Source organism: Klebsiella ornithinolytica NBRC 105727 = ATCC 31898, from assembly GCF_001598295.1.
Classification (GTDB): Bacteria; Pseudomonadota; Gammaproteobacteria; order Enterobacterales; family Enterobacteriaceae; genus Klebsiella; species Klebsiella ornithinolytica.
Genome location: NZ_BCYR01000021.1, coordinates 20,077 through 34,100, shown reverse-complemented (window position 1 = coordinate 34,100; position 14,024 = coordinate 20,077). Strand labels below are relative to the sequence as shown.

General features: G+C 55.7%; 16 protein-coding genes. 8 read left to right on the top strand and 8 right to left on the bottom strand.

Going from position 1 to position 14,024, the window contains the following annotated elements:
* Window positions 1–146: 146 nt before the first annotated feature.
* Window positions 147–713 carry a D-glycero-beta-D-manno-heptose 1,7-bisphosphate 7-phosphatase gene (gene gmhB, locus ROR01S_RS24270; RefSeq protein WP_004858176.1) on the bottom strand — a complete coding sequence of 189 codons (567 nt, stop codon included), beginning with the start codon at window positions 711–713 and terminating at the stop codon, window positions 147–149.
* A 188-nt stretch (window positions 714–901) separates the two neighbouring features.
* Between gmhB and metN the strand changes: the two genes are divergently transcribed.
* From metN to proS, 6 genes are all read left to right on the top strand, one after another.
* Entirely contained in the window at window positions 902–1,933 is a 1,032-nt protein-coding gene (gene metN / locus ROR01S_RS24265; protein WP_064359952.1) for a methionine ABC transporter ATP-binding protein MetN, read from the top strand.
* Window positions 1,926–2,579 carry a methionine ABC transporter permease MetI gene (locus tag ROR01S_RS24260; protein ID WP_004858171.1) on the top strand — a complete coding sequence of 218 codons (654 nt, stop codon included), beginning with the start codon at window positions 1,926–1,928 and terminating at the stop codon, window positions 2,577–2,579. The genes metN and ROR01S_RS24260 overlap by 8 nt, the downstream gene beginning before the upstream one ends.
* Before the next feature lie 84 nt (window positions 2,580–2,663).
* Entirely contained in the window at window positions 2,664–3,479 is an 816-nt protein-coding gene (locus ROR01S_RS24255; RefSeq protein WP_004858169.1) for a MetQ/NlpA family lipoprotein, read from the top strand.
* Window positions 3,480–3,587: 108 nt separating this feature from the next.
* Window positions 3,588–3,995 carry an envelope stress sensor lipoprotein RcsF gene (gene rcsF / locus ROR01S_RS24250; RefSeq protein WP_004858168.1) on the top strand — a complete coding sequence of 136 codons (408 nt, stop codon included), beginning with the start codon at window positions 3,588–3,590 and terminating at the stop codon, window positions 3,993–3,995.
* Window positions 3,992–4,699, top strand: a complete 708-nt coding sequence (gene tsaA, locus ROR01S_RS24245) for a tRNA (N6-threonylcarbamoyladenosine(37)-N6)-methyltransferase TrmO (protein WP_004858166.1) — start codon at window positions 3,992–3,994, stop codon at window positions 4,697–4,699. The genes rcsF and tsaA overlap by 4 nt, the downstream gene beginning before the upstream one ends.
* A 112-nt stretch (window positions 4,700–4,811) precedes the next feature.
* Complete coding sequence (gene proS, locus ROR01S_RS24240) at window positions 4,812–6,530, top strand: proline--tRNA ligase (protein WP_004858164.1); 1,719 nt, start codon at window positions 4,812–4,814, stop codon at window positions 6,528–6,530.
* Between the two features lie 103 nt (window positions 6,531–6,633).
* Here proS and nlpE read toward each other — a convergent pair whose 3' ends face one another.
* Genes nlpE through ROR01S_RS24225 form a run of 3 tightly spaced genes read right to left on the bottom strand, consistent with a single transcriptional unit; the run spans window position 6,634 to window position 8,330 of the window.
* Window positions 6,634–7,332, bottom strand: a complete 699-nt coding sequence (gene nlpE / locus ROR01S_RS24235) for an envelope stress response activation lipoprotein NlpE (protein ID WP_113771257.1) — start codon at window positions 7,330–7,332, stop codon at window positions 6,634–6,636.
* Between the two features lie 42 nt (window positions 7,333–7,374).
* Complete coding sequence (gene arfB, locus ROR01S_RS24230) at window positions 7,375–7,788, bottom strand: alternative ribosome rescue aminoacyl-tRNA hydrolase ArfB (protein WP_004858159.1); 414 nt, start codon at window positions 7,786–7,788, stop codon at window positions 7,375–7,377.
* Entirely contained in the window at window positions 7,785–8,330 is a 546-nt protein-coding gene (locus ROR01S_RS24225) for a YaeQ family protein (RefSeq protein ID WP_004858157.1), read from the bottom strand. The genes arfB and ROR01S_RS24225 overlap by 4 nt, the downstream gene beginning before the upstream one ends.
* A gap of 196 nt (window positions 8,331–8,526) precedes the next feature.
* On the opposite strand from ROR01S_RS24225, the gene ROR01S_RS24220 reads away from it, so the two are divergent.
* Together ROR01S_RS24220 and rof are read left to right on the top strand one after the other, a co-directional pair.
* The gene (locus ROR01S_RS24220) at window positions 8,527–8,727 is read left to right on the top strand and encodes a YaeP family protein (protein WP_004858155.1); all 201 of its coding nucleotides are present in this window, start codon (window positions 8,527–8,529) and stop codon (window positions 8,725–8,727) included.
* A complete protein-coding gene (gene rof / locus ROR01S_RS24215) occupies window positions 8,714–8,974 on the top strand; it encodes a Rho-binding antiterminator (RefSeq protein ID WP_004858152.1) in 261 nt (86 codons plus the stop codon). The genes ROR01S_RS24220 and rof overlap by 14 nt, the downstream gene beginning before the upstream one ends.
* A 15-nt stretch (window positions 8,975–8,989) precedes the next feature.
* On the opposite strand, the gene tilS is transcribed toward rof, so the two are convergent.
* The 4 genes from tilS to accA form a co-directional block, all read right to left on the bottom strand.
* Window positions 8,990–10,291 (bottom strand): tRNA lysidine(34) synthetase TilS, encoded by a 1,302-nt coding sequence (gene tilS / locus ROR01S_RS24210; RefSeq protein WP_044348485.1) that lies wholly within the window; start codon window positions 10,289–10,291, stop codon window positions 8,990–8,992.
* Between the two features lie 66 nt (window positions 10,292–10,357).
* Window positions 10,358–10,747 carry a VOC family protein gene (locus ROR01S_RS24205; RefSeq protein ID WP_004858147.1) on the bottom strand — a complete coding sequence of 130 codons (390 nt, stop codon included), beginning with the start codon at window positions 10,745–10,747 and terminating at the stop codon, window positions 10,358–10,360.
* Between the two features lie 42 nt (window positions 10,748–10,789).
* Window positions 10,790–12,946, bottom strand: coding sequence for a lysine decarboxylase LdcC (locus tag ROR01S_RS24200; protein WP_015585100.1), 2,157 nt, complete (start codon window positions 12,944–12,946; stop codon window positions 10,790–10,792).
* Between the two features lie 113 nt (window positions 12,947–13,059).
* Window positions 13,060–14,019 carry an acetyl-CoA carboxylase carboxyl transferase subunit alpha gene (accA, locus tag ROR01S_RS24195; protein ID WP_015585101.1) on the bottom strand — a complete coding sequence of 320 codons (960 nt, stop codon included), beginning with the start codon at window positions 14,017–14,019 and terminating at the stop codon, window positions 13,060–13,062.
* Window positions 14,020–14,024 lie beyond the last annotated feature (5 nt).

Sequence of the window (14,024 nt, the reverse complement as noted above, 5' to 3'; positions counted from 1 at the left end):
TCATTTTTCAGAAGTTTTCTCTTTCAACCCGGCGGCTTGTTTGCCGTTGTTCCGTGCCGATGGAGGCGCATTATAGGGAGCCGAACGGGAATGACAAGCGGAAAAATACATTTTTATTTCAACCGCTCATCTTTTGTACTTAACGCCTATTTTTGCTGCTTTTTGATGGCTTCCGGCAGGTCTGCCAGGCTATTCAGCACCCAGTCTGCGGCATTTTCCGCTTCCGGCGTGACCGGCTTACCGGTACGAACCAGGACTTTAGTTCCAATAGATGCGGCGGCGGCGGCCTGCATATCTTCCACTTTATCGCCAACCATATAAGAAGCAGCCATATCTATATGAAGATAGTCGCGCGCCGAGATCAGCATCCCCGGGTGCGGCTTACGGCAATCACAGGTCTGACGGAACTCTTCAACCGTCCCCTGCGGGTGGTGCGGGCAGTAATAAATACCGTCCAGGTCGATACCGCGATCGGCCAGAGACCAGTCCATCCATTCGGTCAGCGTTTCAAACTGCGCTTCCGTGAACTTACCGCGCGCGATGCCGGACTGATTGGTGACCACCACCAGGGCGAATCCCATCTCCTTTAACTGACGCATCGCGTCAATGACGCCATCGATAAATTCAAAGTTGTCGATTTCGTGGACATAGCCATGATCGACATTAATCGTGCCGTCACGGTCGAGAAAAATTGCGGGTACTGACTTTGCCACCGGTTTGCTCCTGATAAAGGCTAGTCTGATTAGTATCGCATGTTTCTGCAGGCAAGAAAGTGCTCATTATACAGAGGCTGATTGATTTAGACGTCTGGATGCCTTAACATCCATTTCATTGACAGGCATCGCCTGGACACGGCAGAAGAAAATGCCACGGCAAACGGCTAAACGATAATAAATAACTGATGATTAAACTTTCGAATATCACCAAAGTGTTCCTGCAGGGGAATCGCACCATACAGGCTCTGGACAATGTCAGCCTGCATGTCCCTGCCGGACAAATTTATGGCGTGATCGGTGCATCCGGCGCCGGTAAAAGCACGCTGATTCGCTGCGTTAACCTACTGGAACGTCCGACCGAAGGCAGTGTCCTGGTTGACGGTCAGGAGCTGACCGCGCTGTCTGAAAAAGAGCTGACCCGCGCACGTCGCCAGATTGGCATGATTTTCCAGCACTTTAACCTGCTGGCCTCGCGCACCGTCTTCGGCAACGTAGCGCTCCCTCTGGAGCTGGATAATACCCCACAGGCGGAAATTAAGCGCCGCGTGACCGAACTGCTGGATCTGGTCGGTCTTGCCGATAAACATGACAGTTACCCGGCAAACCCCTCCGGCGGTCAGAAACAGCGTGTGGCTATTGCTCGCGCGCTGGCAAGCAACCCGAAGGTACTGCTGTGTGACGAAGCCACCAGCGCCCTAGACCCGGCAACCACGCGCTCCATTCTGGAACTGCTGAAAGATATCAACCGTCGCCTGGGCCTGACGATTCTGCTGATTACCCACGAGATGGATGTCGTCAAACGCATCTGTGATTGCGTCGCGGTTATCAGCAATGGCCAGTTGATCGAACAGGATACGGTGAGTGAAGTCTTCTCTCATCCGAAAACTCCGCTGGCCCAGCAGTTTATTCAATCCACGCTGCATCTGGATATTCCGGAAGACTACCAGGCTCGCCTGAAGCCGACCGCGCTACCCGATAGCGTTCCTATGCTGCGCATGGAGTTCACCGGCCATTCCGTCGACGCTCCGCTGCTCTCTGAAACCGCCCGCCGCTTTAATGTGAATAACAACATTATTAGCGCGCAGATGGATTACGCCGGCGGCGTGAAGTTCGGCATTATGCTGACCGAGATGCACGGCACGCAGGAAGATACCCAGGCGGCCATCGCCTGGTTGCAGGAACACCATGTAAAAGTAGAGGTACTGGGATATGTCTGAGGCAATGATTTGGCTGCTGTTGCGCGGTGTGTGGGAAACGCTGGCCATGACGTTCGTCTCCGGCTTTTTCGGTTTCGTCATCGGCCTGCCGGTGGGGGTGCTGCTGTACGTCACCCGCCCGGGACAGATTGTTGCCAACGCAAAACTGTACCGGACGCTGTCCGCGCTGGTTAACATTTTCCGTTCCATCCCTTTCATTATCCTGCTGGTGTGGATGATTCCGTTTACTCGCGTGATTGTCGGTACGTCCATTGGGCTGCAGGCCGCCATTGTGCCGCTGACGGTTGGCGCGGCGCCGTTTATCGCCCGTATGGTGGAAAATGCGCTGCTGGAAATTCCGACCGGGCTTATCGAGGCATCCCGTGCGATGGGCGCCACGCCGATGCAGATCGTGCGTAAGGTGCTGCTGCCTGAAGCACTGCCGGGTCTGGTAAACGCTGCAACCATCACCCTCATTACGCTGGTCGGCTACTCCGCGATGGGCGGGGCGGTGGGTGCCGGCGGTCTGGGGCAGATTGGCTATCAGTACGGCTATATCGGCTACAACGCGACGGTAATGAATACCGTGCTGGTATTACTGGTTATTCTGGTTTATTTAATCCAATTCTCTGGCGATCGTATCGTCCGGGCTGTAACTCACAAATAACATTATCTACACCTCCTCATTCGGGTCGTCTCCGTGCGGCCCAATGACTCGTGTACACACAGACTCTGACAGAAAGGAAATAACATGGCCTTTAATTTCAAAACCTTTGCGGCAGTCGGCGCATTAATCGGTTCTCTGGCTCTGGTGGGTTGTGGCCAGGATGAAAAAGATCCGAACCATATTAAAGTCGGCGTCATCGTTGGTGCCGAGCAGCAGGTTGCCGAAGTGGCACAAAAAGTGGCGAAAGAGAAATACGGTCTCGACGTTGAGCTGGTGACCTTCAACGATTACGTTCTGCCGAACGAAGCATTGAGCAAAGGCGATATCGACGTTAACGCCTTCCAGCATAAACCGTACCTCGATCAGCAAATTAAAGACCGTGGCTACAAACTGGTTGCCGTGGGCAACTCCTTTGTCTATCCGATTGCCGGTTATTCCAAAAAAATCAAATCACTGGATGAGCTGCAGCCGGGCTCCCAGATTGCCATTCCTAACGATCCGACCAACCTCGGTCGTTCCCTGCTGCTGCTGCAACAGGTGGGCCTGATCAAACTGAAAGAAGGCGTTGGTCTGCTGCCGACTTCCCTGGATATCATTGAAAACCCGAAAAACCTGAAGATTGTTGAGCTGGAAGCACCGCAGCTGCCGCGCTCCCTCGACGATGCACAGATTGCGCTGGCGGTTATCAACACCACCTACGCCAGCCAGATCGGCCTGACTCCGGCCAAAGATGGTATTTTCGTAGAAGGTAAGGATTCTCCGTACGTGAACCTGATTGTTGCTCGCGAAGACAACAAAGATGCGGAAAATGTTAAGAAATTTGTTCAGGCTTACCAGAGCGATGAAGTTTACGAAGCCGCTAACAAAATCTTTAACGGCGGTGCAGTGAAAGGCTGGTAATCTCTTTTCACCGTAATATCATTCAGGACGGGCTTTATGCCCGTCTTGTCATTTATGCAAGCACCTGATTCAATAGCGCCCTGTTTGATCATTTATTGAGGAAATACTATGCGTGCTTTACCGGTCTGTTTGTTAGCACTCATGTTAAGCGGCTGTTCTATGCTAAGCAGATCTCCCGTCGAACCTGTACAAAGCACCGCAACCGCACCGGCCAAAACGGAGCCTGCCAAACCGAAAGCAGTACGTCCGGCGCCGGTAAGAATTTATACCGATGCCTCCGCACTGGTCGGGAAGCCATTCCGCGATCTTGGTGAAGTGACCGGCGAATCATGCCAGGCCAGCAATCAGGACTCGCCGCCCAATATCCCAACCGCCCGCAAGCGCCTGCAAATCAACGCAGCTAAAATGAAAGCCAACGCGGTCCTTCTGCACAGCTGTGAAGTCACCAGCGGCACACCAGGATGCTATCGCCAGGCCGTTTGCCTGGGTTCAGCGCTTAACGTCTCGGCGCAATGAGTGCTTTTCAGTTTGCGCAGATAGGCGTTATCCGCTCGCCATATAAAGAAAAATTTGCCGTCCCGCGCCAGCCAGGCCTGGTCAAACATGGCGGCGGCGAATTGCATCTGCTGCCACCTTATAACCAGGCTGATGCCGTCCGCGGCCTGGAAGCATTCAGTCATCTGTGGGTGCTGTTTGTTTTCCATCAGACGATGGAAGGCGGCTGGCGCCCCACCGTGCGCCCTCCCCGCCTCGGCGGCAACGCGCGCATGGGCGTGTTCGCCACGCGTTCAACGTTTCGCCCGAATCCCATCGGGATGTCGCTGGTTGAACTGAAAGGCGTTCGCTGTCATAAAGATCAGGTCATCCTTCAGCTTGGCAGTCTGGATCTGGTTGACGGTACGCCGGTCGTCGATATCAAGCCTTACCTGCCGTTTGCCGAAGCCCTGCCGGATGCCAGCGCCAGCTACGCCCAGCAGGCGCCGCAGGCGGAGATGACGGTCAGCTTTACCCCTGAAACGCAGGCGCAGCTCTTCGCCCTGGAAAAGCGCTATCCGCACCTTAAAGCGTTTATCTGCGAGGTGCTGGCGCAGGATCCGCGGCCGGCCTATCGTAAAGAGGAAGAAGCGGGAAAAACCTATGCCGTCTGGCTGCTCGATTTTAACGTACGCTGGCGCGTGATTCCGTCCGGTTTTGAAGTCTTTTCCCTTGAACCGCGCTAATTTTATTTTCCTCTCTTTTGGCATCTTTGCCACACTGGTAAACTAAACCACTTTTTTTGTTTCAGGCTGGTCCCCCAGCCTGTTCCGATCGTCCAAATGGAACCGTAACAACATGCGTACTAGCCAATACCTGCTCTCCACTCAAAAGGAGACACCTGCCGACGCCGAAGTCATCAGCCATCAGTTGATGCTGCGCGCCGGGATGATCCGCAAGCTGGCCTCCGGGTTGTATACCTGGCTGCCGACCGGCCTGCGCGTCCTGAAAAAAGTCGAAAACATCGTGCGTGAGGAGATGAACAACGCCGGTGCCATCGAGGTGTCCATGCCGGTAGTTCAGCCAGCGGACCTGTGGCAGGAGAGCGGTCGCTGGGAGCAGTATGGGCCGGAACTGCTGCGTTTTGTTGATCGTGGCGAACGTCCGTTTGTTCTCGGTCCGACGCATGAAGAGGTCATTACCGACCTGATCCGTAACGAGCTGAACTCTTATAAGCAGCTGCCGCTGAACTTCTTCCAGATTCAGACCAAGTTCCGTGACGAAGTTCGCCCGCGCTTTGGCGTAATGCGTTCTCGTGAGTTCCTGATGAAAGATGCCTACTCTTTCCATACCTCTCAGGAATCGCTGCAAGAGACCTACGATGCGATGTATGCCGCCTACAGCAAAATCTTCACCCGCATGGGTCTTGATTTCCGCGCGGTACAGGCTGACACCGGCTCAATCGGCGGTAGCGCGTCTCATGAGTTCCAGGTTCTGGCGCAGAGCGGCGAAGATGACGTGATCTTCTCTGACAGCTCTGACTTCGCGGCCAACATTGAGTTTGCTGAAGCCGTTGCGCCGAAAGCGCCGCGTGCGGCGGCAACTCAGGAGATGACCCTGGTCGATACGCCGAATGCGAAAACCATCGCTGAGCTGGTCGAGCAGTTCAACCTGCCGGTTGAGAAGACAGTCAAAACGCTGCTGGTTAAAGCCGTTGAAGGTAGCAGCTACCCGCTGGTTGCCCTGCTGGTGCGCGGCGACCACGAGCTGAACGAAGTGAAAGCAGAAAAACTGGCGCAGGTTGCCAGCCCGCTGACCTTCGCCACTGAAGCAGAAATTCGCGCTATCGTTAACGCAGGTCCGGGTTCTCTGGGGCCGGTGAATATGCCGATTCCGGTGGTTATCGACCGTACCGTGGCGGCAATGAGCGATTTCGCTGCCGGCGCCAATATCGATGGTAAACACTACTTCGGCATTAACTGGGATCGCGATGTGGCGACCCCGGAAGTCGCCGATATCCGTAACGTTGTCGCCGGCGATCCGAGCCCGGATGGTCAGGGTACGCTGCTGATTAAACGTGGCATCGAAGTGGGTCACATCTTCCAGCTGGGAACCAAGTACTCCCAGGCGATGAACGCTTCGGTACAAGGTGAAGACGGCCGTAACCAGGTGCTGACGATGGGCTGCTACGGCATCGGGGTCACCCGCGTGGTGGCTGCGGCCATTGAGCAGAACCATGACGACCGCGGTATTATCTGGCCAGACGCGATTGCGCCTTTCCAGGTCGCCATCCTGCCGATGAACATGCACAAATCCTACCGCGTGCAGGAGCTGGCTGAGAAGCTGTATAGCGAGCTGCGCGCCCAGGGTATCGAAGTGCTGATGGATGACCGTAAAGAGCGTCCGGGCGTGATGTTTGCCGATATGGAGCTGATTGGTATTCCGCATACCATCGTGCTCGGCGATCGCAACCTCGACAATGACGATATCGAATATAAATATCGTCGCAACGGCGAGAAGCAGCTGATCAAAACCGGCGATATCGTGAATTACCTGGTTAACGCAATCAAAGGCTGAACCCACCGCTAAACGTAAAAAGGCCCCGCATCTGCGGGGCCTTTTTTATGTTGGCAACCAGGTTCGCCGCGGCCTTTGTTTGCCGCGTTCGCCAGAAAACGGCTTACTGGCTACAGTCTTTGCCCGGCACGAATTTAATATCTTTATCCGCCATCAGCGTTTTCACCATCTCCCCGCTATCGGGGTTGGCTTCCAGCGTAAAGTGCCCTTCTACCACCAGCAGCACCGGGCGCGTTTGCGTTCCGCGAGCGGCGGCATAATCGCGCTCAAGCTGGGCATTGTTAGCCACCGCGATCCGCTTACCGGTCGCGCAGTCGGTGAAGGTGGCCGCATCCGCCATATAGAAATACATCCCGCGCATGGTCATCGGCGTCGTCGGCAGACTGGCTTTGACCGATTTCAGGGTGTAGTTGAGCGTTGACTCAATGGGGTTACCTTCCCGATCGAGCATTTCCAGGGTTTCCCCCTTCACGCGATAGTAGGACTTCTCACCTTTGCTGTCGGTCAGGACCAGCTTATCGGCGGTCCGCGCCCAAGTCCCGTACGAGGCGAACGATGACGGCTCACGGCTGACGCCCTGGTAACGTTCGTTCATTACCCAGCTGCCATCCTTTTCGAGGAACAGCGAGGTTTCAATCCCTTCACAATCGGCGCAGGGCAAAATACCACGCCAGCTTTGCTGCATCGGCTTCAGTTCTTCCATCGGCGCCGGCTGTAACATCTCGACATCCGAACGATGGTTGCAGCCAAATAGCGCAAAGAGCGAACACGCTACGGCAACAGAGAGTACGATTTTCTTCACTGTTAATTCCTTATAATCCATTCCACCCGTTCGCCATGCCGCCTACTGACGAACTTTCCCACGCAGTGCTTTGACAGAGGACTTTTGCGCCTTCGAGGCAAGACGACGCTCTTTTGACGCCCGGGTCGGCCGGGTCTCACGGCGACTTTTTTGCACTGCGGTTAATTCTTTTATTAACGCAACCAGACGGGAAATGGCCGCTTCACGATTCATTTCCTGGCTGCGATATTCCTGAGCCTTAATGATAACCACACCATCGGCAGAAATTAAGTGGTGACTGGCAGCCAGCAATCGTTCTTTATAATACTCAGGCAGGCTGGATGCTTTTATGTCAAAGCGCAGATGGATGGCGGTAGACGCTTTATTCACGTGCTGACCGCCCGCGCCCTGCGCGCGTATCCCGGACAACGTTATCTCTTCATCCGGAATAACCACGCTGCGGCTAATCGTAATCATGCCGACGGCTGCCACGCCGTTAAATGAATTTCCAGATTATTCTTAGCGTCAGATAGCCAGATTCCGCCGTCCTGTAAAGTGGCCTGTAGCACCATTGAACGATCGGCAAAAGCGCTGAGCCGGGCGAGCTGCTCATCATCCAGATACCAGACCGTCAGTTTGCTAAACTGCGCCATTTTGCTCTTGTTCTGCTGCCACCAGATTTCCGCTGCCCGGCTATTGTAGGCAAACAACACCACCTCCTGCGCCCGTGAACACGCTTTTTTAATCCGCCGCTCATCCGGCAAACCAAGCTCAATCCACAGGTCAACGCCGAGATGATCGTTGAGCAGCCACAGCTCCGCCTCATCATCAGACGAGAGACCACGGGTAAACTGCAGACGTTCGTCGGCGTATTTTATCCACGCCAGCAGGCGTAGCATCATGCGCTCCTGGGTTTCCGACGGATGCTGAGCCAGCGTCAGGCTGGCATCCAGAAACTGGTTGCGATCGAGATCGGCAACGTTCACCGTAGCCTTATAAATTGTCGCTTTCAGCGCCATGAATACTCTCCTGAAATAAATGGCGTACATTGTAGCGAAACTGGCGACAAAAGGCTGCCGGCAATCGGCGGCTCTCTTTTCATCCTGCTGATATTGCTTAAATGACTATGGTATAGTCACCTTGCTAAACAGAGTGTATCTTCGTAGGCTTAAACTTGCATCCCACGGTTGAGTCAGAATACTGACAGGAGGGCATGTGGACCAATATTGTGAGTTAATACGCAAGCGGTATGCGGAAATAGCCAGCGGAGACCTAGGGTATATTCCAGATGCGCTGGGTTGCGTGTTGAAAGTATTGAATGAAATTGCGGCGGATGAGGCCCTTTCGGAGTCAGTCAGGGAAAAAGCCGCCTGTGCGGCAGCAAACTTACTGGTGAGCGATTATGTCAATGAATGATACTTATCAACCCATCAACTGTGATGATTATGACAACCTCGAACTTGCCTGCCAGCATCATCTGGTGCTTGTCCTGACGCTCAAAGATGGTGAGCAGCTGCAAGCGAAGGCGAGCGATCTTATCTCGCGCAAAAATATCGAGTATCTGGTGGTGGAACTGAGCGGAAACATTCGCGAGCTACGCCTGGATAAAATCGCCAGCTTCAGCCACCCGGAAATCGGTACCGTGGTGGTAAGCGAGTCCTGAATAAAAACGGGTGGCTCAGCCGCCCGTTTTCCTCCATATCATCTCTACCCCTTCGCCTTCCCGCGCTTCCCCTTCGCAGGTTACGAACAGCGAATCCGCCGCCGCAATCAGCGTCTCACCGTAGAACAGCAGCGGTGTGGTATCGCGGCGCCAGGGGGCAACGCCCAGCTCCTGCCAGATTTTCTTCAGCTTGCGGCCGCCGTGACGGCCGACAATATGCAGATTTCCGCTGGCGCGAAAGCGCACCGTCACCGGCTCTTCACCACGCGGGGCGCGTAACGGTCCGCCTGACCGCAGCGTCAGTTCGCCCAGACCTTCCGGCAGCCGTAGCGGTCGCCGGTAGTCCGGCCACGGTAGCACCACATCCGTCTGGCCAGATTGATATCTGACCCACCACAGCCGCTGCTGATAACGACGCACGGAAAAATCGCCAAGTCGCAGGCAGGGAAAAGCATCCTCCCGCGCCAGCGCGACTTCGCGCCAGATACGCTCCGGCATCTCGCGCGAGGGCATCGGCGCAGAGTGCCCGGCCAGCCAGCGCCGCAGCAGCGCAGCGCGGCGCGGCGCGCTCATGGACGCCAGCGCGTCAATAGCTAACGAACCGTCATCCGCCACCAGTTTTGCCAAATCTTCCGCCAGCAGTTCATCCAGCAGCTGCTCCTGTTCGCCGCACAGGCTGGCGCTACGGGCAACCGCCTCGGAAAAATGGGGCCAGCGCGCGTTAAGCTGCGGAACAACGCGCAGACGGAGGAAGTTACGATCGTAGGTATCATCCTGATTGCTCTCGTCCTCAATCCAGCTAAGCTGATGAGCCAGCGCCCACTGGTGCAGCGTTTCACGACGGGTATTCAGCAGAGGGCGCAGCAGTCGCGTAGCGGCAAACCCCGAGGATGCCGCCATCGCCGCCAGCCCGGTTGGGCCGCTGCCGCGTTTGAGCGCCAACAGGAAGGTTTCACACTGATCGTCGAGGTGCTGAGCCGTCACCAGGGCTTCTCCCGGCTGCAGCGCCATCCGGAAAGCCTGGTAGCGAGCCTGCCGTGCGTGCGCCTCCACGCCCAGGCCATCATCCGCGAGAGTAACGCGCTCGACCACCAGCGGAACCTGCCAGTGCTGGCAAACCTGCAGGCAGTGCGTAACCCAGCTATCGGCATTCGCGCTCAGGCCATGGTGAATATGGATGGCCCGCAGCTGCAGCGTCGGGTCCCGTTCACGCCAGCAGACCAGCTGATGTAAAAGCACCGTCGAATCCAGACCACCGCTGAAGGCGACCAAAAACTGACGATAGGGGTGTAGGGTTTGCGCAATATCGGGCGTCATCATCTTGATAGTGTCGCTGGGGAGATAGCCCGGCACATTATCGGGCCGGGCGCGCTCTGGCAAGGGTTACTGCTGATAAATCTCCAGCGGCAGGCCGTCGGGATCGTTAAAAAAGGTGAAGCGTTTGCCGGTAAAAGGATCGATGCGAATCCCCTCACAGGCCACGCCATGCGCTTCCAGATGGGCCACCGCCGCGTCAATATCATCGACGCTAAAGGCCAGGTGGCGCAGCCCACAGGCTTCGGGACGGCTCGGACGGGCGGGAGGAAACGGGAAAGAGAACAGTTCGATGACATACTCGCCATTCAATGCCAGATCGCCCTTCCACGAATCGCGCTCTTCACGATAAAACTCGCTCTGCAACGTAAAGCCCAGAATATCGCAGTAAAAGGCTTTGCTCTGCGCATAATTGGTCGCGATGATAGCAATATGGTGAACCCGTTTTAAACCCAGCATGTCTACTCCTCCAGTTAATGCCATCCAGGTTACTCGCGCCGCTTAGCGCGGCGCAAGCAGTGAGTCATTTTTTAAGACTCGTACCCGGTAGACGCCGTCGTCATCGCGCTTCGCCCCGTGGATATCCGTTTCAAAGCCCGGATAATGGCGCCCAATCGAGCACAGCATCAGCAGGAAATCGAGCACCGCCCGGCTCTCTTCGGTAATCATCTCTCCGGGCATCAACAGCGGTACGCCCGGCGGGTACGGCAGAATCATATTAGCCGAAATGCGCCCGACCAGATTTTCCAGCTCAATGGTTTCGACTTCACCTTTGATTTGCCGCTGCCAGGCCTGATGCGGCGTCATTTTCATTTCCGGCAGCACGTCAAACGCGCTCAGCATCAGCTGCGACAACTGGTGCTGGCGGATCAGGCGATGGATCCCCTGCGCCAGATCCTGAATACGCATATTGCGATAAAAATCGGGATCTTCCGCGTAGAGATCCGGCAGCATGTTCTTCACTCGCAGGTTGAGATCGTAGGCGCGCTTAAACTCGGTTAAGCCACGTAACAACCCCATCGCCCGGGTTTTATCAATACCAATACTGAACAGGAACAGCAGGTTGTAGGGACCCGTTTTCTCCACTACCACGCCGCGCTCATCGAGGAATTTCGCCACCAGCGCCGCCGGGATCCCCTCATCGTCCATATTGCCCTGTTCATCCATTCCCGGCGTCAGGATCGTCACCTTCACCGGGTCGAGGAACATATGGTTATCGTCAGCATCTTTAAAACCGTGCCAGTTCTCACCGCCTGCCACCGGCCAGCACTGCACCTGCTCGATATTCTCCGGCTGCCAGATATCAAAGAACCAGCCGTCAGTCTCTTCGCGCAGACGCTGGACCTCTTTGCGGAAATCCAGCGCTCGCTCAATGGAGCGTTGGATCAAACGCTTGCCAGAATTGCCGCGCAGCATGGCCGCCGCGGTTTCTATCGAAGCAACGATCGGATAGCTCGGCGACGTCGAGGTGTGCATCATAAACGCTTCATTAAAGGTCTCTTCGTCGTAGCTGCCTTTAATGTGGATAAGCGAGGCCTGCGACAGCGCGGCCAGCATTTTGTGCGTTGATTGTGTTTCGAAGACGACCTTACCCGGAATGCGATCGCCGCTCATCCCGCTTTTCCCCTGGTAGATCGGATGGAAATGAGTGTAAGGCACCCAGGCCGAGTCAAAATGGATCGAGGGCACATCGAGCGTCTCTTTGATCCAGGTGGTGTTATACAGCAGCCCGTCATAGGTGGAGTTGGTAATCACCGCATGTACCGGCCACCCGGCGCCACCCGTGGTATTCACCTTCTGCTGAATGCTGTCGCGGGTAAATTCGCGTTTCGGTATGCCGCCCAGAATACCCAGCGCGTTACGCGTCGGTTTCAGCCACAGCGGCACGACATCGCTCATCATCAGCAGGTGCGCCAGTGACTTATGGCAGTTACGGTCAATCAGCAGCGTGCTGCCCGCCGGTGCCGAATACATGCCGACAATTTTGTTCGACGTCGAGGTGCCGTTCGTCACCATGTAGCTCTGCTCGGCACCAAAGGCACGGGCGATATACTCCTCGGCTTCGAGATGCGGGCCGGTGTGATCGAGGAGCGACCCCAGCTCGGTGACCGAAATCGACACGTCGGCTTTCAGCGTATTGCCACCGAAAAAGTCATAAAACAGGCAGCCAACCGGGCTTTTCTGGTACGCGCTTCCCCCCATATGCCCCGGCGTACAGAAGGTATATTTTCCCTCCTGCACATAGTTGAACAGGGCTTTGGTAAACGGCGGGGTAATGTTATCCAGGTATTCGCGCGTGTACTGGGCGATTCGGGTGGCGATCTCTTCTGCCAGGCCAAGCGCGTATTCAAAGAACCACAGCGTCATACGCAGATCCTGGCTGCTGACATCCATCGTCGAATGCGCGTTGATGAAGGCGTATAGCGGGAGATACTCATTCAGCTGATTGATATCGCTGCACAGATCGGCGTTGTACTCATCCCAGTCAAAGATGACCCCGCAGATCCGCGGATTATGTTCGATAAACTGCAGCAGGTCGGCGCTGTTTTGCGGCCAGATAGTCTGAAAGCCTTGCCGTTGCAGGGCTGCTTCCAGCTCTTTGATCGGTTCGTCTTTGTGGTAGACGCCGTGGGGCCCCATGATGGCGATGATATTCACGCTTTCCTCCTGGAATTGACCTGAGTCAGGCATCATATCAATCGCGCTGGCGTATCGCACATAAAAAAGGGGCCGGAAAGTCCGGCCCCAGGCAATATTGACGCGAGAAATAATCAGGCGTAGCCGTAGCTCATCAGACGCTGGTAGCGACGATTTAACAGCTCCTCTTCACTCAGCGTGTCGAGGTCAGCCAGATCCGCCAGCAGCTGCGCCTTCAGGCTTGCCGCAATGGCTTCCGGGTTGCGATGAGCGCCGCCCAGAGGTTCCGGGATAATTGAGTCAATCAGCTTCAGCTCTTTCAGACGCGGAGCGATGATCCCCATTGCTTCGGCCGCCAGCGGGGCTTTATCCGCGCTTTTCCACAGAATGGAGGCGCAGCCTTCCGGCGAAATGACCGAGTAGGTGCTGTACTGCAGCATGTTGACCTTGTCGCCAACGCCGATCGCCAGCGCGCCGCCGGAACCACCTTCCCCGATAACGGTACAGATGACCGGAACGCTCAGACGCGACATTTCGCGCAGGTTACGGGCAATCGCCTCAGACTGGCCGCGCTCTTCCGCGCCCACGCCCGGGTACGCACCCGGAGTGTCGATAAAGGTGATGATCGGCATTTTGAAACGCTCAGCCATCTCCATCAGGCGCAGCGCTTTACGATAGCCTTCCGGCGCCGGCATCCCGAAGTTGCGGCGAATCTTCTCTTTCGTTTCGCGCCCTTTCTGGTGGCCGATAATCATCACCGGACGCCCGTCCAGACGCGCAATACCGCCAACAATGGCTTTATCGTCAGCGTAAGCGCGGTCGCCAGCCAGTTCGTCAAATTCGTCGAATGCCAGGCGAACATAATCCAGGGTGTACGGGCGACGTGGGTGGCGTGCCAGTTGAGCAACCTGCCATGCCCCCAGATCGGCGAAGATTTTACGCGTCAGTTCAACGCTTTTTTCGCGCAGACGATGCACTTCTTCGTCGATGTTAATATCGAGTTTCTCATCCTGACGGCTTACCGCAGTCAGGGAATCGATTTTCGCTTCCAGCTCTGCAATCGGCTGTTCAAAATCAAGGAAATTCAGACTCATAGTAT

Excerpts from the sequence above, each read along its gene's own strand:
- ROR01S_RS24260 (WP_004858171.1), top strand. The coding sequence starts at position 1,926 with ATGTCTGAGGCAATGATTTGGCTGCTGTTGCGCGGTGTGTGGGAAACG.
- proS (WP_004858164.1), top strand. The coding sequence starts at position 4,812 with ATGCGTACTAGCCAATACCTGCTCTCCACTCAAAAGGAGACACCTGCC.
- ROR01S_RS24205 (WP_004858147.1), bottom strand. The coding sequence starts at position 10,747 with ATGCTGGGTTTAAAACGGGTTCACCATATTGCTATCATCGCGACCAAT.
- arfB (WP_004858159.1), bottom strand. The coding sequence starts at position 7,788 with ATGATTACGATTAGCCGCAGCGTGGTTATTCCGGATGAAGAGATAACG.
- accA (WP_015585101.1), bottom strand. The coding sequence starts at position 14,019 with ATGAGTCTGAATTTCCTTGATTTTGAACAGCCGATTGCAGAGCTGGAA.
- tilS (WP_044348485.1), bottom strand. The coding sequence starts at position 10,291 with ATGACGCCCGATATTGCGCAAACCCTACACCCCTATCGTCAGTTTTTG.
- tsaA (WP_004858166.1), top strand. The coding sequence starts at position 3,992 with ATGAGTGCTTTTCAGTTTGCGCAGATAGGCGTTATCCGCTCGCCATAT.
- ROR01S_RS24225 (WP_004858157.1), bottom strand. The coding sequence starts at position 8,330 with ATGGCGCTGAAAGCGACAATTTATAAGGCTACGGTGAACGTTGCCGAT.
- rcsF (WP_004858168.1), top strand. The coding sequence starts at position 3,588 with ATGCGTGCTTTACCGGTCTGTTTGTTAGCACTCATGTTAAGCGGCTGT.
- ROR01S_RS24255 (WP_004858169.1), top strand. The coding sequence starts at position 2,664 with ATGGCCTTTAATTTCAAAACCTTTGCGGCAGTCGGCGCATTAATCGGT.
- rof (WP_004858152.1), top strand. The coding sequence starts at position 8,714 with ATGTCAATGAATGATACTTATCAACCCATCAACTGTGATGATTATGAC.
- metN (WP_064359952.1), top strand. The coding sequence starts at position 902 with ATGATTAAACTTTCGAATATCACCAAAGTGTTCCTGCAGGGGAATCGC.